Origin of the sequence: Pseudomonas sp. YH-1, assembly GCF_051990045.1 — a bacterium.
Classification (GTDB): Bacteria; Pseudomonadota; Gammaproteobacteria; order Pseudomonadales; family Pseudomonadaceae; genus Pseudomonas; species Pseudomonas nicosulfuronedens.
This window is the reverse complement of the sequence record NZ_CP178184.1, coordinates 3522895-3540611: the sequence shown is the minus strand read 5'-3', so window position 1 is coordinate 3540611 and position 17717 is coordinate 3522895. Positions and strand designations below refer to the sequence as shown.

The 17717-nt window shown below is 66.7% G+C and carries 17 protein-coding genes; 13 read left to right on the top strand and 4 right to left on the bottom strand.

The genetic code is table 11. The features are described 5' to 3' along the window. Window positions 1-122: 122 nt before the first annotated feature. Both ACKI1H_RS16495 and ACKI1H_RS16490 read right to left on the bottom strand, forming a co-directional pair. Complete coding sequence (locus ACKI1H_RS16495) at window positions 123-1040, bottom strand: CobW family GTP-binding protein (protein ID WP_440465622.1); 918 nt, start codon at window positions 1038-1040, stop codon at window positions 123-125. Next, a complete protein-coding gene (locus ACKI1H_RS16490) occupies window positions 1037-2785 on the bottom strand; it encodes an amidohydrolase (RefSeq protein WP_440465621.1) in 1749 nt (582 codons plus the stop codon). The genes ACKI1H_RS16495 and ACKI1H_RS16490 overlap by 4 nt, the downstream gene beginning before the upstream one ends. Before the next feature lie 112 nt (window positions 2786-2897). On the opposite strand from ACKI1H_RS16490, the gene ACKI1H_RS16485 reads away from it, so the two are divergent. After that, window positions 2898-3944 (top strand): AraC family transcriptional regulator ligand-binding domain-containing protein, encoded by a 1047-nt coding sequence (locus ACKI1H_RS16485; RefSeq protein ID WP_440465620.1) that lies wholly within the window; start codon window positions 2898-2900, stop codon window positions 3942-3944. A gap of 91 nt (window positions 3945-4035) precedes the next feature. Here the strand turns inward: ACKI1H_RS16485 and ACKI1H_RS16480 are convergent, their stop codons facing one another. Continuing rightward, entirely contained in the window at window positions 4036-4452 is a 417-nt protein-coding gene (locus tag ACKI1H_RS16480) for a VOC family protein (protein ID WP_138525735.1), read from the bottom strand. A gap of 17 nt (window positions 4453-4469) precedes the next feature. Further along, window positions 4470-4895 (bottom strand): YciI family protein, encoded by a 426-nt coding sequence (locus ACKI1H_RS16475; protein WP_138525736.1) that lies wholly within the window; start codon window positions 4893-4895, stop codon window positions 4470-4472. A gap of 333 nt (window positions 4896-5228) precedes the next feature. Between ACKI1H_RS16475 and ACKI1H_RS16470 the strand changes: the two genes are divergently transcribed. The 12 genes from ACKI1H_RS16470 (at window position 5229) to ACKI1H_RS16415 (ending at window position 17710) form a co-directional block, all read left to right on the top strand. Next, entirely contained in the window at window positions 5229-5696 is a 468-nt protein-coding gene (locus ACKI1H_RS16470) for a YbaK/EbsC family protein (RefSeq protein WP_440465619.1), read from the top strand. A 313-nt stretch (window positions 5697-6009) separates the two neighbouring features. Further along, window positions 6010-7233 carry an SfnB family sulfur acquisition oxidoreductase gene (locus ACKI1H_RS16465; protein WP_440465618.1) on the top strand — a complete coding sequence of 408 codons (1224 nt, stop codon included), beginning with the start codon at window positions 6010-6012 and terminating at the stop codon, window positions 7231-7233. 10 nt (window positions 7234-7243) lie between these two features. Then, window positions 7244-8617, top strand: a complete 1374-nt coding sequence (locus ACKI1H_RS16460) for an LLM class flavin-dependent oxidoreductase (protein ID WP_440465617.1) — start codon at window positions 7244-7246, stop codon at window positions 8615-8617. Then, window positions 8617-9282 (top strand): methionine ABC transporter permease, encoded by a 666-nt coding sequence (locus ACKI1H_RS16455; protein WP_024765489.1) that lies wholly within the window; start codon window positions 8617-8619, stop codon window positions 9280-9282. The genes ACKI1H_RS16460 and ACKI1H_RS16455 overlap by 1 nt, the downstream gene beginning before the upstream one ends. 126 nt (window positions 9283-9408) lie before the next feature. Beyond that, window positions 9409-10179, top strand: a complete 771-nt coding sequence (locus ACKI1H_RS16450) for a MetQ/NlpA family ABC transporter substrate-binding protein (RefSeq protein ID WP_017518042.1) — start codon at window positions 9409-9411, stop codon at window positions 10177-10179. A gap of 161 nt (window positions 10180-10340) precedes the next feature. Then, window positions 10341-11576, top strand: a complete 1236-nt coding sequence (locus tag ACKI1H_RS16445) for an SfnB family sulfur acquisition oxidoreductase (protein WP_440465616.1) — start codon at window positions 10341-10343, stop codon at window positions 11574-11576. A gap of 9 nt (window positions 11577-11585) precedes the next feature. Beyond that, a complete protein-coding gene (locus tag ACKI1H_RS16440) occupies window positions 11586-12803 on the top strand; it encodes an SfnB family sulfur acquisition oxidoreductase (RefSeq protein WP_440465615.1) in 1218 nt (405 codons plus the stop codon). Window positions 12804-12918: 115 nt separating this feature from the next. Next, window positions 12919-14325, top strand: coding sequence for an LLM class flavin-dependent oxidoreductase (locus ACKI1H_RS16435; RefSeq protein ID WP_440465614.1), 1407 nt, complete (start codon window positions 12919-12921; stop codon window positions 14323-14325). A 15-nt stretch (window positions 14326-14340) separates the two neighbouring features. Then, window positions 14341-15138, top strand: a complete 798-nt coding sequence (locus ACKI1H_RS16430) for a MetQ/NlpA family ABC transporter substrate-binding protein (protein WP_440465613.1) — start codon at window positions 14341-14343, stop codon at window positions 15136-15138. A 228-nt stretch (window positions 15139-15366) separates the two neighbouring features. Beyond that, window positions 15367-16428: a methionine ABC transporter ATP-binding protein gene (locus tag ACKI1H_RS16425; protein WP_440465612.1), complete on the top strand. Its 1062-nt coding sequence runs from the start codon at window positions 15367-15369 to the stop codon at window positions 16426-16428. Then, window positions 16391-17065 carry a methionine ABC transporter permease gene (locus tag ACKI1H_RS16420; protein WP_171049539.1) on the top strand — a complete coding sequence of 225 codons (675 nt, stop codon included), beginning with the start codon at window positions 16391-16393 and terminating at the stop codon, window positions 17063-17065. The genes ACKI1H_RS16425 and ACKI1H_RS16420 overlap by 38 nt, the downstream gene beginning before the upstream one ends. A gap of 135 nt (window positions 17066-17200) precedes the next feature. Continuing rightward, window positions 17201-17710 (top strand): hypothetical protein, encoded by a 510-nt coding sequence (locus tag ACKI1H_RS16415; protein ID WP_246084927.1) that lies wholly within the window; start codon window positions 17201-17203, stop codon window positions 17708-17710. The last annotated feature ends 7 nt before the right edge of the window (window positions 17711-17717 follow it).

The window sequence follows — 17717 nt, the reverse complement described above, 5'->3', positions numbered from 1 at the left end:
TCCCTGAAGGGAGAGGGAGCTTTCCGTGCCGGCTGCGGCCATTGTTTCAACCTGCGCCGAACGGTCCCCTCCCCCTTCAGGGAGAGGGGAAAACTCAGGCACAGGGTCCCAGGAGCCTCCGTTTACGAAATACACCTGTGCAGCCCGGCCTCAAGATCAGCCCGCAACCCCGCATCCTTCTCCGCGATGAACACCAGTCGCGAGCCCTGCGCAGCCTCGGCCGCTGTCGCCGGGCGCAGCTGATAACGCCCGCCCACATACTGCAGCCAGACCGCCTCGCCCTGCCCCGCCAGGTGAATCAGCCCCTTGAGGCGCAACAGGCCGCGCGGCAAGGCCTCCAGCCAGTGTTTCAGCCGCGCACCATCGAAGGTGGAGTCGCCCTGCCAGCTCCAGCTGTCGAACAGATCGCCATGGTCGATGCCTTCCTGCCCATGGGGGCGCAGCTTGCGGGACGGCTCACCAAGCAGCAGCTCATCGGGAATCTGCGCCTGAATGGTTTCCAGCACCCGCGCGCCACGAGCGAAGCGCTCGCGCTGGCTGGCGCGCTCATCGGCATCCAGCAGATCGCACTTGTTCAGCAGCAGCAGGTCGGCAGCTGCCGCCTGCATGCGCTCCAGTCGCGCGTATTCGCCTTCCAGCGGCTCGCGGCGGGCGGCATCGACCACCGTAAGGACGGCGTCCAGGTGCAGGCGCCTGCGCAGCTTCGGGTAGCCCAGCGTCTGCACGATGCGCTGCGGGTCGGACACCCCACTGCACTCGATCACCACCTGTTCCAGCGGCGGATGCATATTCGCCAGGCGTTCCAGCTGCGCCAGCAGGTCATCCTGAACACTGCAGCAAATGCAGCCGTTCTCCAGGCTGTACACGGCCTCGGTCTGCTCGGCGATCATGCCGGCGTCGATGTTCAGCTCACCGAAATCATTGACGATCACCGCCAGGCGCCGGCCTTCGCAGCGCTCCAGCAGGTTGCGCAGCAGCGTGGTCTTGCCCGCGCCGAGGAAGCCGGCGACCACCGTCACCGGGATGCTCGCGGCGTTCATGCGTTGACCCCTTCGATGCGCGGCGGCTCGCCCTGCCACACCGCCGCCAGCGCGGTATCGCTGAACTGGCCGAGGCGGTCATACACGGGACGGCCCTCGACGAACGTCAGCTGCACCTCGGTGCGATGGATGTAATTGCGCGCCGGCTGCTCGAACAGGTTGCGATCGAGCACGATGAAGTCCGCCGACTTGCCCGCCTCCAGGCTACCGGTGAGCCTCTCCAGCCCCATGGCGTAGGCACCATTGAGCGTCGCCACGCGGATCGCCTGTTCCAGGCTGATCGGCTCGCCGAAGCAGGCCGGGTCGTCGTTCCAGGGGTTCTGCCGGGTCACCAGGGTTTCCAGCGCCAGCCACGGGTCGATGGACGCCACCGGCCAGTCGGTGCCGAATACCGCAATGCCGCCGGCGGCCAGCACACCCTTGAAGTCATAGATGCGCGTCAGGCGATCCGTGCCGTAGCCCGAGCGCGCGCCGCTGGCGAAGGGTGTCGGGTACCAGGCCGCCGGGGAAAACTCGGCGATCACTTCCAGCTCGCGGAAGCGCTTGAGGTTGCCCGGATGCAGGATGGTGCTGTGCGCGCACTGGTGGCGCACGCCGCTGAAACCGTTGCGCCGGCGCGCCTCGGCCACCGCATCGAGGAATACGTCGGACGCCGCGTCGCCGGTACAGTGGGCGATGACGCGGATGCCGCGGCGATCCATGTCCACCACCATGTCGGTGATGTGCTCCGGCGTCAGGTTCAGCTTGCCGCGCCAGGCGTCCTCACCCGGCCAGGGCGTAATAAGGAAGGAAGAGCGCGGTTCGACGGTGCCGTCAAAGTGGAATTTCACCGCGTTCGCCGACAGCCGCGCGCTGCGGTAATAGTGACGCTCGCCGGCGAGCAGCTCCCAGCGGCGCCGCACCGGGAAAATGTCGTCCTGCCAGCTGATCGCCGCTTCCACGCGCAGGGTCAGTTGACCGGCGTCGTCAAGGTACTTGAGGGCGTCCAGGCGGTTCTCGCAGACGTGCAGGTACTTGGCCGCGGTGACGCCGCGCGAGCTCTGGAAGTGCACGCCTTCGCGGTAAGACTGGCGCAGCACCTTGGCCGGGGTCGGCGGCATGGCGGCGTGGATCAGCGCGTAGGCGCCGTCGATCAGCAGGCCGTTGGGCTCGCCGGTCAGTTCGTCGCGCTCCAGGTAGCCGTTGCGCGGGTCGGCAGTACTGGCGTCGATGCCGGCCAGCTCCAGCGCGCGGGAGTTGACCATCATGGTGCCCCACATGCGGTCCAGCAGCGCCACGGGGCGATCCGGCAGGATGCTGTCGAGCCACTCGCGGCCCGGCTTCAGCCCGGCTTCGCGGAAGGTGTAGCGCACCCAGTATTGGCCGTAGACCCAGCCGTCGCCGGGGTGGCTGTCGGCGTAGTCGCGGATCGCCTTGGCCAGTTGCTCCGGGGTCGGATCCTCGATACCGACATCGAGGTCATCGGCGTAGCGCGGGTTCAGCGCCAGGTCCGGGTGGGTATGCATGTCGTGCAGGCCGGGCATGCAGAACGCACCTTCGAGGTCACGCACCAGGGTATCCGAGCCGATCAGGTGCTCCATGTCCTCGCGACGACCCACCGCCAGCAGCCGGCCATCGCGGATGGCCACGGCCTCGGCCCAGGGCTGGGCGGGGTCCAGGGTATAGAAGCGGCCGTTGTGCAACAGCAGTTCGGCGAAGCGGTCGGTGGGGGAATTGGAGGAGCGGAAGCGATCCGGAGCGGTCATGGGAAGCCCTTGTTGTTCTTGTCCGTGGAGGCAGTATAGGGCTCGGCTTTCGGCCACCGACTAGCATAAGATGACAACTCACTAGCACAAGAAGACAGCCTGAGCCTGCGCCATGCCCGCCGCTTCCTTCGACATCGATTACGCCGCCCGCCAGCTGTTCCGCCACTTCCTCGACGAGTGGCGCGCCCGCCCCGCCTTGCCGGCACTGGCGCCTTTGCTGGGTGGTCTTGGCCTGCCTACCGGCAGCGAGGCGGCAGCCGCCGAGATGAACTTCGCCCGCTATTACCGGCTGCTGCAGCAAGCCGCCGGGCTGCTCGGCCCAAGCGATTTCTTCCTGCGCCTGGGCCAGCGCTACAACCTCTATGACCTGGGGGTGATCGGCTACGCGCTGATCAGCGCGGCCAACCTGCGGCGTTCCTGGGACATTTCCCTCGGCCAGCCGTCGAGCCTGATGCCGCACCCGATCCACACCCACCGCGAGGAAGTTGGCGAGCACATCCGCCTGACGCTGCAGCTGCCACCCTTCAGCGAGGTCGAACGTATCGCACTCTGCGAGGAATGGCTGAGCAGCACCTGGCGCTGGCTGTGCCAGCGCCTGCCGGACCTGGAGCACTGCGCCAGCATGCAACTGCACCTGCCCTACCCGCCGCCAGCCCATGCGGCCCTGTATGGTGAACTCTTTCCCGGCCCCTGCCAGTTCAATGCCGGGCAGGCGGAACTGTGGATGCCGAAGGCATTCCATGACCTGCCCTTCTCCACCGCCAACCCCTCGGTCAGCCGGCTGTGCCAGGCACAGGGCGCGGCGACCCTGGCCAGCTTCGAACGCGGCCCGGCGCTGCCCGATGACGTGCGCTACTACCTGCTGCAGAACGCGCGCATCCCGCTGCCGGACCTGGAACAGACGGCCGCCTGGCTGCGCCTGCCGCCGCACACGCTGCAACGTCGACTGCGCGAATACGGGCTGACCTTCAAGGGAATCGTGCTGGAAGTGCGAATGGCGCTGGCCCAGCGTTACCTGCTGGCCAGCCGGATGGCATTGCAGGAAATTGCCTTCCTGCTCGGCTATGAGCACGTCACCAGTTTCCACCGGGCATTCCAGCGGTTTACCGGGACGACGCCGGAGCGATTCCGTGCCAATGGGGGGAAGGAGCAACCGTAGGCTGGGTGGAGCTTGCGATACCCATCATTGCGCCTGATCGAGAATCGATGGGTATCGCTTCGCTCCACACCATCCTACAAGGGCAGCCGCATCAGGCTTCCTTCTCGCAGTTGATCATCCAGGGCACCCCGAAGCGATCCTCCACGGCGCCGAACAGCTCGGCCCAGAAGGTCTGGTCCAGCGGCATGGTCACCTTGCCGCCCTTGCCGAGCGCTTCGAAGAGACGTCTGGCCTCGGCCTTGCTGTTCACGTTGAGGGTGATCGATACGCCCTTCACCCCTTCGTACTGGCCGCACTGGGGCGAAGCATCCGAGCCCATCAGCACGTGGCCGTCCACTTCCAGGCGGACGTGGATAATGCGGTTCTTCAACGCCTCGGGCATGTCCTCGCAGCCCGGCGCGTCGGAGAAGCGCATCAGCGCTGGCAGCTCGGCACGCAACACTTCGGCGTAATAACGGAAGGCTTCTTCGCAGTTGCCGTCGAAGACCAGGTAGGCATTCATCAACATGGCGGTATCCTCCAGGCTCAGGATTTGCTGGCGATTTCGGCGCGCAGGCGCTCTTCCTGCTCGCGCAGTTCAGGGGTGAATTCGCAGCCGAAGTCCTCGGCCTCGAATATCTGCCGGATTTCGATCTCCGACTGGCCGTCGAACGGGTTCGGCGAGCGTTTGACCCAGTCGATGCACTCCTGCAACGACGCGGTCTGCATGATCCAGAAGCCGGCGATCAGCTCCTTGGTCTCGGCGAACGGGCCGTCGATCACCTGCCGCGACGCGCCATCGAAGCGCACCCGCGCGCCCTTCACGCTGGGGTGCAGTCCTTCGCCGGCCAGCATCACACCGGCCTTCACCAGTTCCTCGTTGTAGGCCCCCATGGCGGCGAGCAGCTCTTCCTTGGGCATCACACCGGCTTCGGAGTCGGCGGTGGCTTTGACGATCACCATGAAACGCATGGTCTTTCTCCTCTTGTCATTCTCTTGTCGTTGTCAGCGTGGCGGCCGGTGGTTACCGGTTCCTGACAAGTAGTCGAAGGGCGCGCCGGCATTTCGACAGACCACTTCATTATTTTTCCGGGCAGGGCTACGGGGGCACTGAGCATAGGCCGGCGATCGCGTTGGCGCTGTGGACGGACCACGGATTCACGGCCGTCCATCAAGGCCGGGAGCGAGTTCAATCTTCTCGCCAGCCAGCCTCCCTACCGACACCGACAGACGAATGGCTGACTGGACAGCCCCGGTCGTGCTCCCTAGATTCAGTCCTTTTCGCATGACACGGAGCATTGCCCCATGAGCCTGGAATCGGTTCGCGCCTTCTTCGCCGAAAAGGCCCCCGACATCGCCATCATCGAGCTGCAAACCAGCACCGCCACCGTCGCCCTCGCCGCCGAGGCCCACGGTGTGGAGCCGGGCCGCATCGCCAAGACCCTGTCCCTGCGGGTCGGCGAGCGCACCGTGCTGGTGGTCGCCCGCGGCGATGCGCGGCTGGACAACCGCAAGCTCAAGGAAGCCTTTGGCGGCAAGGCCAAGATGCTCGGCGCCGAGGAAGTGGTAGAACTGACCGGCCATCCGGTGGGCGGCGTCTGCCCGTTTGGCCTGGCTACGCCGCTGCCGGTGTATTGCGATGTGTCGCTGCAGGCGTTCGACGAGGTTCTGCCAGCCGCCGGAGCGGTGCACAGCGCGGTAAGGATCGAACTGCAACGCATGCTGGAGTTGGTCGAGGCCGATTGGATAGACGTGTGCCAGGAGCTTGCCTGAAGCCCCTGCTCTCCTGACCGGGTTCGCGAGCACGCTCGCTCCTACAGGCCAGCGTCGGCGCACACCTTGTAGGAGCGAGCTTGCTCGCGAACGCTTTACCTCCCCGCCCCATGAACTGCCGGTGTGCTCCAGCGCTGTTGCCACAGCAACACCTGCCCAACACTTTGCTGCCTGCCCAGCCGCGCAACTGTTGGACAAAACTCCCAAGTCGTTGATTTATATGTAATTTAATTTCCGGCACAGCTTGTGCAATGACCTGATCAGACAGACCCGAACGCCGGGTCGATTCATCTGCCGAGGTCGCTGTACTGCCATGCCCCCACTCCCCGAATCCGCCCACTACGACATCCGCGAACCCAACGCCCAGCGGATCGTTTCCGATGCGCAAGCCATCGAAGTCGCCCACCAGATCGCTGCCTTCCTGCTCGAAGGCTCCGCCGAGCGCGACCGCAACCGCGAAGTCCCGCCAGAGGTCGTCGAGGTCTACTCCAACAGCGGCCTGTGGGGCATCACTGTGCCGCGCGAGTTCGGTGGCGCCGAGGTGTCCTACGCCACGCTGGCGGAAGTCATCGCCATCGTTTCCGCCGCCGACCCGTCACTGGGGCAGATTCCGCAGAACCACTACTGCCTGCTGGAGGACATCCGCCTGCAGGGTAGCGACGAACAGAAGCGCTTCTTCTTCGACCTCGCGCTCAAGGGCAACCGCTTCGCCAACGCCCTGTCGGAAACCGGCGGCAAGAACGTCCAGGACATCCAGACTCGCCTGCGCCACGACGGCGACAGCGTGCTGATCGATGGCCGCAAGGGCTACTGCACCGGCTCGCTCTACGCCCACTGGATCGGCGTGCTCGGCCTGGACGAGCAGAACAACGCGCAACTGGCCTTTGTCCCGCGCGGCACGCCGGGTCTGGTGATCGTCGACGACTGGGCCAGCATCGGCCAGCGCACAACCTCCAGCGGTACCGTGCTGTTGGAAGGCCTGCGCGTACCAGCGTTCAATGTCTTCCCCACGCACCGCTCCTACGACGTACCGACCCTGGCCGGCCCATTCGCGCAGATCACCACCGCCGCCATCGACGCCGGCATCGCCCGCGCCGCCCTGCGCGACACCATCGCCTTCGTCCGCGAGCAGGCGCGCCCGTGGATCGACGCCGGCGTGGAGAAGGCCAGTGAAGACCCCCTGACCATCATCCAGGTCGGCGAACTGGGCATCCGCATCGAAGCCGCCGACGCCTTGTTGGAGCGCGCCGGCAAGGTAATGGACGCCGCCCGCCCGGCGCCGGACGAAGACAGCGTGGCCCGCGCCTCGGTCGCCGTGGCCAAGGCCAAGGTGCTGACCACCGAAGTCGCCATCGACGCCACCAACAAGCTGTTCGAACTGGGTGGCACCCGCTCCACCCTCGCCCGCCACGGCTTCGACCGCCACTGGCGCAACGCCCGCGTGCACACCCTGCACGACCCGGTGCGCTGGAAGTACCACCTGGTCGGCAACTGGCTGCTCAACGACCAGCGCCCGCCGCGCCACGACTGGAACTGAGGCCCTCGCCATGAGCAAGCAGATTCGCCTCAACGCCTTCGCCATGAACTGCGTCGGCCACCTTTCGCCCGGCCTCTGGCGCCACCCGCGCGACCAGCAGGCTGCGCGCTACACCGACATCCACTACTGGATAGAGCTGGCGAAAACCCTCGAGCGCGGCAAGATCGACGGCCTGTTCCTCGCCGACGTGCTGGGCGTCTACGACGTCTACCACGGCGACGCCGACGCGGCGCTCAGCGCCGGCGCGCAGGTGCCGGCCAACGACCCGCTGCAACTGGTCCCGGCGATGGCCGCGGCCACCGAGCACCTGGGCTTCGGCATCACCGCCTCGGTATCCTTCGAACATCCGTTTCCCTTCGCCCGGCGCATCTCCACGCTGGACCACCTGACCGGTGGCCGCGCCGGCTGGAACATCGTCACCTCCTACTTGAGCAGCGGCGCGCGCAACCTGGGGCTGAAGCAGCAGCTCAACCACCAGCAGCGCTATGCCCTGGCCGAGGAATACCTGGAGGTCTGCTACAAGCTCTGGGAAGCCAGCTGGGACGATGACGCGGTGGTCGCCGACCGCGCCAGCGGCGTCTACGCCGACCCGCGCAAGGTGCATCCCATCGAGCACAAGGGCGAGCATTTCGAAGTGCCCGGCTTCCACCTCAGCCAGCCATCGCCGCAGCGCACCCCGGTGCTGTACCAGGCCGGCGCGTCGAGCCGCGGCAAGGTCTTCGCCGCCGGCAATGCCGAGTGTGTGTTCGTCGCCGCGCCCACCAGGAACATTCTCCGCGACCAGGTGGCCGACTTGCGCCGCCTCGCCGTGGAAGCCGGCCGCCAGGCCAGCGACGTGCTGGTGCTGAACCAGCTCACGGTAATCGTCGCGCCCACTGACGCGGAGGCCCTGGCCAAGCTGGAAGACTACCGCCAGTACAGCGACCGCGAAGGCACCCTGGCGCTGGTCTCCGGCTGGACCGGCATCGACTTCGGCGAGTACGCACCGGATCAGGTGTTGCGCCACGTACAGAGCGACGCTATCCAGTCCGCGGTGGATGCCTTCAGCGCTGCCGACCCACAGCGCCAGTGGACCGCCGCCGAGATCGCCGACTACTGCGCCCTGGGCGGTGACGGCCCGCTGCTGGTGGGCTCGCCGCAAACCGTGGCGGACCAGTTGCAGGCCTGGGTCGAGGAAACCGATGTCGATGGATTCAACCTCTCCAGCCTGGTGGCGCCGGAAACCTTCGTCGACATCGTCGACCTGCTGGTGCCGGAGTTGCAGGCACGCGGCCTGTTCAAGCGCGAGTACGAGCAGGGCACCCTGCGCCACAAGCTGTTCGGCCAGGGCGACCGTCTCGGCGCCTCGCACCGCGCCGCGAAGCTTCGAAGAGGCGCCGAATGATGGACGGCTGGTTCCGCAACCTCGACTGGCATGACCTCGCCCAGGCCTGCCTGGACACCCTGGCCATGCTCGGCGGCGCGCTGGCCTTCACCGTGCTGTTGGGCCTGCCGCTGGGCGTGCTGCTGTACCTCACCGGCAAGCGCCAGCTACACGAAAAACCCGGTCTGTACCGCGCGCTTTCCGTGGTGGTGAACATGCTGCGTTCGCTGCCGTTCATAATCCTGCTGATCGTGCTGATCCCGGTCACCACGCTGGTCACCGGCACCTCGCTGGGCGTGCCCGGCGCCATCCCGCCGCTGGTGGTGGGCTGCACACCGTTCTTCGCGCGGCTGGTGGAAACCGCCCTGCGCGAAGTCGACCGCGGCCTGGTGGAAGCCACCCAGGCGATGGGCGCCAGCACCTGGCAGATCATCTGGCACACCCTGCTGCCGGAAGCACGCACCGGGCTGATCGCCGCCGTGACCGTCACCGCCATCGTGCTGGTGGACTACACCGCGATGTCCGGCGTGATCGGCGGCGGCGGCCTCGGCGACCTGGCCATCCGCTTCGGTTACCAGCGCTTCCAGACCGACGTGATGATCATCACCGTCGCCCTGCTGATCCTGCTGGTGCAGGCCCTGCAGATGAGCGGCGACCGACTTGTAGCACGCTACACCCGACGCTGAATTCCCCGCCCACTCCCTCTCCGGGAGCGGCATCCAGAACACCCGCCGGCAGCCGGGCCCCGCTGCCATCAAGGCCCCACGTCCACACCACGACGGCCCACCCACTACTGCCAAGGAGCAACACCCATGAAAAAGGCCATCGCCATTCTGGCAGCCGTCGTCGCCTTCTCTGCCCACGCAGGGGAGAAACTCGTTGTTGGCGCCACCCCGGTGCCCCACGCCGAGATTCTCGAGTTCGTCAAACCGGAACTGGCCAAGGAAGGCGTCGACCTGGACATCAAGGTCTTCACCGACTTCATCCAGCCCAACCTGCAGCTCGCGCAGAAGAACCTCGACGCCAACTACTACCAGTACCGCCCCTTCCTCGATGACTTCAACAAGACCCGCCACACCGACCTGGTGCCGGTGGTGGGCATCCACATCGAGCCGTTCGGCGCCTACTCCACCAAGTACAAGTCCCTCGCCGAGCTGCCCGACGGCGCCAGCGTGGCCATCCCCAACGACCCGGTGAACACCGGCCGCGCCCTGGTGCTGCTGGCCGAAAGCGGCCTGATCAAGCTCAAGGATCCGACCAATCCGCAGTCCACCGAGCGCGACATCACCGACAACCCCAAGCACCTGAAGATTCGTGAACTCGAAGGCGCCCTGCTGGCCCGCGCGGTGAAGCAGGTCGACCTGGCCTTCATCTTCGCCAACTACGCCCTGGAAGCCGGCATCGACACCAAGAGCGCGCTGATCGTCGAGAAAGGCAAGGACCTCTACGCCGAGTTCCTTGTCGCCCGTCCGGACAACATCCAGGACCCGGGCATCCAGAAGCTGGCCAAGGCGCTGAATTCGCCGGAAGTCCGCCAGTTCATCCTGACCCGCTACAAGGGCGAGATCGCCCCGGCGTTCTAAGCGAACGCCGAACCCTGTAGGAGCGAGCTTGCTCGCGAACCTTTCGCCCCGCAGCGGGGTTCGTTCGCGAGCAAGGGCTGAGGCGCCCCCCTCGGTCCTACGAAAAGCCCGTGCGGTGAGGGACCACCCACGTCGTAACTTCAGCCACAAGAAGGCAATGCATGACCAACGAATCCGCACCCAAGGACTTTCGTGACCAGGCGCCCCGGCAACTCCCGGCGCGCCGCATCCTCAACGACGCCCAGGCCATCGAAGCCGCCCACGAAGTGGCCCGCCTGGCGAAACCCGGCGCCGCCGCCCGCGACCGCGAGCGCGCCCTGCCCTGGAGTGAACTGGAGCACTTCACGGCCCTGGGCCTGGGCGGCATCAGCATCCCCCGCGAGTACGGCGGTGCCCAGGTCTCCTACGCCACCGTGGCCGAAGTTTTCCGCGTGATCTGCGCCGCCGACCCCGCGCTGGGGCAGATTCCGCAGAACCAGTTCGGCCTGCTCAACGTCATCGACAACGTCGCCAGCGACGCGCAGAAGCGCATTCTGTTCGGCGGCGTACTCAACGGTCGGCGCATCGGCAACGCAGGGCCCGAGCGCAATACCAGGAACACCCTCGAACTCAAGGCACGGCTGGTGCGTGACGGCGAACACTTCCGCGTCAGCGGCGAGAAGTTCTATTCCACCGGCGCGCTGTTCGCCCACTGGGTCGCGGTAAAGGCCATCGATGAAGAGGGCCGCGCGGTCATGGGCTTCGTCGAGCGCGGCGTGGAAGGCCTGCGCATCGTCGACGACTGGTCCGGCTTCGGCCAGCGCACCACCGCCAGCGGCACCGTGCTGCTGGACAATGCCCCCGTCGCAGGCTCGCTGGTGATCCACAACGGCCGCCTGGCCGACGTGCCCAACATTCAGGGCGCCGTTTCGCAACTGATCCAGGCCGCCATCGATGCGGGTATCGCGGCGAACGCCCTGGAAGATGCCATCGACTTCATCCGCACGCGCACCCGCCCCTTCATCGATGCGAACGTCGAGCAGGCCAGCGAAGAGCCCTTCACCATCGCCGAGATCGGCCGCCTGCAGGTCGAACTGCACGCCGCCGAAGCACTGCTGGAGCGCGCCGGTCATGCGCTCGACGAAGTCAGCGCGCGGCCCATCGACGACGAGTCCGCCGCCCGCGCCTCCATCGCCGTGGCCGAGGCCAAGGTGCTGACCACCGAGATCAGCCTGGCCGCCAGCGAGAAGCTCTTCGAACTGGCCGGCAGCCGCGCCACCCTCGCCGAATTCAACCTCGACCGCCACTGGCGCAATGCCCGCGTGCACACCCTGCACGACCCGGTGCGGTGGAAGGTCCAGGCGGTCGGCGCCTACCACCTCAACGGCGCCCGCCCGGCGCGTCATTCCTGGATCTGAGGAGCGCCGATGAACAGCCTCGTACTGAACAATCCCAAGCCGATCACTCCCGTCCATATTATCCGCAGCGACGACGAAGCCCTCGACGTCGCCCGCGCCCTGGCGGCCGACTTCCGCGAGGGCGCCATCGCCCGCGACCGCGAGCGCCGCCTGCCCTGGGACGAACTGGAGCGCTTCAGCCGCTCAGGCCTGTGGGGCATCACCGTGCCGCGCGAACACGGTGGCGCGGGCGTTTCCCGCGTCACGGTGGCCCGCGTCATCGCGATCATCTCGGCCGCCGACGGCTCGCTGGGGCAGATTCCGCAGAATCATTTCTACGCCGTCGAACTGCTGCGGGTGAACGGCAGCGAAGAGCAGAAGGCTCGCCTGTTCGCCGAGGTCCTGGTCGGTGTGCGCTTCGGCAATGCGCTGGCGGAAATCGGCACGCGCACCGCCCACGACCGCACCACTCGCCTCAAGCGCGAGGACGGCCAACTGCGCATCCATGGCCGCAAGTTCTACAGCACCGGCGCGCTCTATGCGCAGCGCATTCCGACCCTGGTGATCGATGACGACGGCGTCCAGCAGTTCGCCTTCATCGCCCGCAATGCCAAGGGCGTGGAAGTGATCGACGACTGGTCCGGCTTCGGCCAGCGCACCACCGGCAGCGGCAGCGTGGTGTTCGACGGCGCGCCGGTGGACGAGCGCGACATCGTGCCGTTCCAGAGTGCCTTCGAGCGCCCGACCACAGTCGGCCCGTACGCGCAGATTCTCCACGCCGCCATCGACGTCGGCATCGCCCGCGGCGCCTACGAGGATGCGCTGGTGTTCCTGCGCGAGAAGGCGCGGCCATGGATCGACGCCGGCGTCGACAAGGCCAGCGACGATCCCCTGGCGATCAACGAAGTGGGCCGCCTGGCGATCCGCCTGCATGCCGCCGAGGCGCTGCTGGATCGCTCCGGCCGCGTGCTCGATGCCGCCACCGTCGAACCGACGGCCGAAAGCGTTGCCGCTGCGTCCATTGCCGTGGCCGAGGCGCGGGCGATCACCACCGAAGTTTCACTGCTGGCCGGCAGCAAGCTGATCGAACTGGGCGGCAGCCGCGCCAGCCTCGCCGAACTGGGCCTGGACCGTCACTGGCGCAACGCCCGCGTGCACACCCTGCACGATCCGGCGCGCTGGAAGTACTTCGCGGTGGGCAACTACTACCTCAACGGCCAGTTGCCGCCGCGCCGGGGAACGCTGTGATGCCCTTTGCCGTATCGGCTCTTCGTAGGAGCGAGCTTGCTCGCGAACAGCCCCAGCGCCAATCGGTTCGCGAGCAAGCTCGCTCCTACAGGACCTCTGCCAGCGAGGATTTCCCATGAGCCAGAAGCAGATTCTCCTCAACGCCTTCAGCATGAATTGCGTCGGCCACATCAACCACGGCCTGTGGACCCATCCGCGCGACCGCTCGACGGACTTCAACAAGCTCAGCCACTGGACCGACCTTGCCCGCCTGCTGGAGAAGGGCCTGTTCGACGGTCTGTTCCTCGCCGATATCCTCGGCGTCTACGACGTCTACCAGAACGGCATCGAGCTCACCGCGAAAGAAGCCATCCAGCTGCCGGTGAATGATCCGCTGATGCTGGTCTCGGCCATGGCCGGCGTTACCCGGCACCTGGGCTTCGGCGTCACCGCCAACCTCACCTACGAGGCGCCCTACCCGTTCGCCCGGCGGCTCTCGACGCTGGATCACCTGAGCGACGGCCGCATCGGCTGGAACATCGTCACCGGCTACCTGGAGAGCACCGCCCGCGCCATGGGCCAGGAGCGGCAGATCGACCACGACCGTCGCTACGACCGCGCCGATGAATACCTGGAAGTGCTCTACAAGCTCTGGGAGGGCAGCTGGGAAGACGACGCGGTGCTCGCCGACCGCCAGCGCCGCCTCTATGCGCAGCCGGGCAAGGTGCACAAGGTCCGTCACCATGGCGAGTTCTTCGACGTCGAGGGTTACCACCTCAGCCAGCCATCGCCGCAGCGCACGCCTCTTCTGTTCCAGGCTGGCGCATCGAATCGCGGACTGGCCTTCGCCGCGCGCCACGCCGAGTGCGTGTTCGTCTCGGCGCAGACCCGCGAAGCCACCCGCGCTCTGGTGGACCGCATCCGCCAGGCGGCGGTGGATGCCGGCCGCCGGGCGGACGACATCAAGGTGTTCATGGGCATCAACGTCATCGTCGCACCAACCGAGGCCGAGGCCCGCGACAAGCTCGCCGAGTACCGCCGCTTCGCCAGTGCCGAGGCGGGGCTTGCGCACTTCGCCAGCACCACCGGTATCGACTTCTCGCGCTATGCGCTGGATGAGCCGATCCGCTACGAGAAGACCAACGCCATCGAGTCCGCCACCAAGGCGCTGACCGTCGCCCGCACCGACGCCACCGTGCGCCAGCTGCTCGAGCAGCTCGCCCTCGGCGGGCGCTACACCACGCTGGTGGGCAACCCGCAGCAGGTCGCCGATGAGCTGCTGGGCTGGATCAACGAGGCGGGCCTGGACGGCTTCAACCTCACCCGCACCGTGGAGCCGGAAAGCTACGCCGACTTCATCGAGCTGGTGGTGCCCGAACTGCAGAACCGCGGCGCCTACAAGACCGCCTACGCCGACGGCAGCCTGCGGGAAAAACTCTTCGGCGCCGGCCGCGCCCGACTGCCCGCGCGGCACGTCGGCGCGAGCTACCGCCAGGCAACCGCCACTGGAGCGACTCCAGCCTTCTCTCTTCAAGAAAACTAAAAAGGATTCGTTGCCATGCATGCACGCTTCAAGCTCACACTCGGCCTTTCGCTTAGCCTCCTCGCCGCTGGCCTGGCCCAAGCCGCCGACACCCTGCGCCTGGGCACCACCGCCGCCTTTGCCCCGCCGCTGGAAGTGGCGGTGAAGGAGGCCGCCCAACAGGGCCTGAAGGTCGAGCTGGTGGAATTCACCGACTGGAACGCGCCGAACATCACCCTCGATCACGGCGACATCGACGCCAACTACTTCCAGCACACGCCCTTCCTGGAGAACGCCAACCGCGAAGGCGGCCTGCACCTGAAGGCGTTCGCGCCGGGAATCATCAACAACGTCGGCCTGTACTCGACCCGCTACAAGGCCATCGCCGACCTGCCCGATGGCGCCAAGGTCGCGATCGCCAACGACCCGATCAATGGCGGTCGCGGCCTGCAGCTGCTGCAGAAAGCCGGGCTGCTCAAGCTCAAGGATGGCGTGGGCTACAAGGCGACGCTGGACGATATCGTGGCCAACCCGAAGAACCTCCAGATCATCGAACTGGAGGCCGTGCAGCTGGTGCGCGCGCTGGATGACGTCGACCTCGCCCAGGGTTACCCGCATTACATCCGCCTTGCCGGGACCATCGATCCGAACAGCGCGCTGCTGTTCGACGGCATCGAGAACCGCGAGTATGTCATCCAGTTCGTCACCCGTGACGACTTCAAGGACCCGGACGGCCGGCTGAAGCAATTCGTCGATCTCTACCAGCACTCGCCGCAGGTCCGCGCCGCCCTGGACAAGGCCCATGGCTCGCTCTACCAGCCGGGATGGCAGTAACCGCCGACGCATCCCGTATCTGTAGGAGCGAGCTTGCTCGCGAACCGCCCCGGCGCGGGAGTTGGTTCGCGAGCAAGCTCGCTCCTACGAAAAGCCCTCGTGCAAGGCTGGCATTTCCGGTGGAAGGCCAGACTGGCCGCACACACCGAACCAGTCCCCTCTCCCTTCAGGGAGAGGGCTAGGGAGAGGGAAACAGCCCCGCTCCGAACTCCAGAACAGGCCCCCACCATGGTCAGCTTCAACCGCAATCTCGAACTCGCCACCCAGCACATCGCCCTGCGCGGGCTGGGCAAGACCTACGCCGGCCACCATGGCCCGGTGGAGGCACTGAGCGACATCGAACTCTCCGTCCGCCGTGGCGAAGTATTCGGCATCATCGGCCGCAGCGGCGCCGGCAAGAGCTCGCTGATCCGCACCCTCAACCGCCTGGAGCAACCCAGCGTCGGCCAGGTACTGATCGACGGCGAGGACATTGGCGCCTTCAACGCCCAGCAACTGGTCGGCCTGCGCCGTCGCGTCGGCATGATCTTCCAGCACTTCAACCTGATGTCAGCCAAGACCGTGGCGCAGAACATCGCCCTGCCCCTGCGCGTGGCCGGCGTGCCCAAGGCGCGCATCGCCGAGCGGGTGGACGAACTGCTGCAGCTCGTTGGGCTGGAAGACAAGCGCCACGCCTACCCGGCGCAGCTCTCCGGCGGGCAGAAGCAGCGCGTCGGTATCGCCCGCGCGCTGGTGCACCAGCCGGAAATCCTGCTCTGCGACGAAGCCACCTCGGCGCTGGACCCGGAGAGCACCCAGGCCATCCTTGCACTGCTGCGCGACATCAACCGTCGCCTGGGCCTGACCATCGTGCTGATCACCCACGAGATGGCGGTGATCCGTGAGATCTGTGATCGCGTGGTAGTACTCGAACGCGGGCGCATCGTCGAGCAGGGCGATGTCTGGGAAGTCTTCGGCAATCCGCAGCACGAGGTCAGCCGCACCCTGCTCGGCTCGCTGCAACAGCACCTGCCGCCGGACCTGCTGGCGCGGCTGGAGCATCCCTCGGACAACGAAGTCATCCTCGACCTGCACTACACCGGCGTGCGCGAACAGGAGCCGGACCTGCTGGCCATCGCCCAGGCCCTGGGCAGCCGCGTCAGCCTGCTGCACGGTGGCATCGAACGCATCCAGGGCCGGGCACTCGGCCGCCTGCTGCTGAGCGTCGCCGTGCCCGCCGCCAGCGCCCCGCAACTGCTCGAACGTGCCCGCGATGTCGCCGACCGCCTGGAGGTGCTCACCCATGCCTGAACGCCTGCTGCAAGGCCTGCTCGACACCCTGCTGATGATCGGCGCGTCCTCGGCCATCGTCCTGCTGGTGGGCATTCCGCTGGCTTTGGTGCTGGTCACCACCGGCCCCGGCGGGATCTTCCAGGCCCGCCTGATCAACCAGGGTCTGGGCAGCGTGGTGAACGTGCTGCGCTCGATTCCGTTCCTGATCCTGATGGTCGCGCTGATTCCCTTCACCCGGCTGATCGTCGGCACCAGCTATGGCGTGTGGGCCGCGGTAGTGCCGCTGACCATCGCCGCCACACCGTTCTTCGCGCGCATCGCCGAGGTCAGCCTGCGCGAGGTCGATCACGGCCTGATCGAGGCCGCGCAAGCGATGGGCTGCCAGCCCCGGCACATCATCTGGAACGTGCTGTTGCCCGAAGCGCGGCCGGGCATAGTCGCCGGCTTCACCATCACCCTGGTGACCATGATCAACTCCTCGGCCATGGCCGGCGCCATCGGTGCCGGTGGCCTGGGCGACCTCGCCTACCGCTATGGCTACCAGCGCTTCGATACCCAGGTGATGCTCACCGTGATCATCCTGCTGGTGGCGCTGGTGACGCTGATCCAGTTCGGCGGCGACCGCCTTGCGCGCTGGCTCAACAAGCGCCTGTGACGTTCGTCGGCTGAGTCCGCCACGGCCCTGCTCCCACGCGGGTTGCGTCTAACCTGACAACACACCCGCCCCTCCGTGCCCCGGCACAGCTCGTGGATGCGTGGCGTCCCTGTGCTCACTGCGGAGGCGTTCGTCATGGCCAACCCCCTTTCCACCCTGGGTATCGTGCATACCGCCATCAGCCTGGTGCCGCTGGTCGCCGGGTTGTGGGCGTTCTACCAGGCGGGGCGCATCGATCCGCGCAGCCCGGCCGGACGCTGGTACGTCTACGGGATGATCCTTGGCGTGCTCACCGCGTTCGGACTCTCCAGCACGGGAGGCTTCAATGCGGGCCACGCCATCGGCATCCTCTGCCTGATTGCCATCGCGGTGGGCAGCTACGCGCAACGGATCAGTGCGCTCGGCGGACTGGGCGAATACCTGGAAACCGCAGCCATGAGCTTCAGCTTCTTCCTGATGATGATCCCCACGCTCAACGAATCCCTGTCGCGCCTGCCGCCGTCCAACCCCATAGGCCACGGCCCGGACTCGCCGCCGGTACAGACGGCCGTGATGATCGCCTTGCTGGTCTTCATCATCGGCGTGCTCTACCAGTTCTACCGCATCCATCGCCGCCGCATGCCACCGGCACGCCCGGCGCACTAAGGGTCTA

Bases quoted from the DNA above. Each gene is read 5' to 3' on its own strand.
- ACKI1H_RS16495 (WP_440465622.1), bottom strand. From the start codon at position 1,040: ATGAACGCCGCGAGCATCCCGGTGACGGTGGTCGCCGGCTTCCTCGGC.
- ACKI1H_RS16490 (WP_440465621.1), bottom strand. From the start codon at position 2,785: ATGACCGCTCCGGATCGCTTCCGCTCCTCCAATTCCCCCACCGACCGC.
- ACKI1H_RS16485 (WP_440465620.1), top strand. From the start codon at position 2,898: ATGCCCGCCGCTTCCTTCGACATCGATTACGCCGCCCGCCAGCTGTTC.
- ACKI1H_RS16480 (WP_138525735.1), bottom strand. From the start codon at position 4,452: ATGTTGATGAATGCCTACCTGGTCTTCGACGGCAACTGCGAAGAAGCC.
- ACKI1H_RS16475 (WP_138525736.1), bottom strand. From the start codon at position 4,895: ATGCGTTTCATGGTGATCGTCAAAGCCACCGCCGACTCCGAAGCCGGT.
- ACKI1H_RS16470 (WP_440465619.1), top strand. From the start codon at position 5,229: ATGAGCCTGGAATCGGTTCGCGCCTTCTTCGCCGAAAAGGCCCCCGAC.
- ACKI1H_RS16465 (WP_440465618.1), top strand. From the start codon at position 6,010: ATGCCCCCACTCCCCGAATCCGCCCACTACGACATCCGCGAACCCAAC.
- ACKI1H_RS16460 (WP_440465617.1), top strand. From the start codon at position 7,244: ATGAGCAAGCAGATTCGCCTCAACGCCTTCGCCATGAACTGCGTCGGC.
- ACKI1H_RS16455 (WP_024765489.1), top strand. From the start codon at position 8,617: ATGGACGGCTGGTTCCGCAACCTCGACTGGCATGACCTCGCCCAGGCC.
- ACKI1H_RS16450 (WP_017518042.1), top strand. From the start codon at position 9,409: ATGAAAAAGGCCATCGCCATTCTGGCAGCCGTCGTCGCCTTCTCTGCC.
- ACKI1H_RS16445 (WP_440465616.1), top strand. From the start codon at position 10,341: ATGACCAACGAATCCGCACCCAAGGACTTTCGTGACCAGGCGCCCCGG.
- ACKI1H_RS16440 (WP_440465615.1), top strand. From the start codon at position 11,586: ATGAACAGCCTCGTACTGAACAATCCCAAGCCGATCACTCCCGTCCAT.
- ACKI1H_RS16435 (WP_440465614.1), top strand. From the start codon at position 12,919: ATGAGCCAGAAGCAGATTCTCCTCAACGCCTTCAGCATGAATTGCGTC.
- ACKI1H_RS16430 (WP_440465613.1), top strand. From the start codon at position 14,341: ATGCATGCACGCTTCAAGCTCACACTCGGCCTTTCGCTTAGCCTCCTC.
- ACKI1H_RS16425 (WP_440465612.1), top strand. From the start codon at position 15,367: ATGGTCAGCTTCAACCGCAATCTCGAACTCGCCACCCAGCACATCGCC.
- ACKI1H_RS16420 (WP_171049539.1), top strand. From the start codon at position 16,391: ATGTCGCCGACCGCCTGGAGGTGCTCACCCATGCCTGAACGCCTGCTG.
- ACKI1H_RS16415 (WP_246084927.1), top strand. From the start codon at position 17,201: ATGGCCAACCCCCTTTCCACCCTGGGTATCGTGCATACCGCCATCAGC.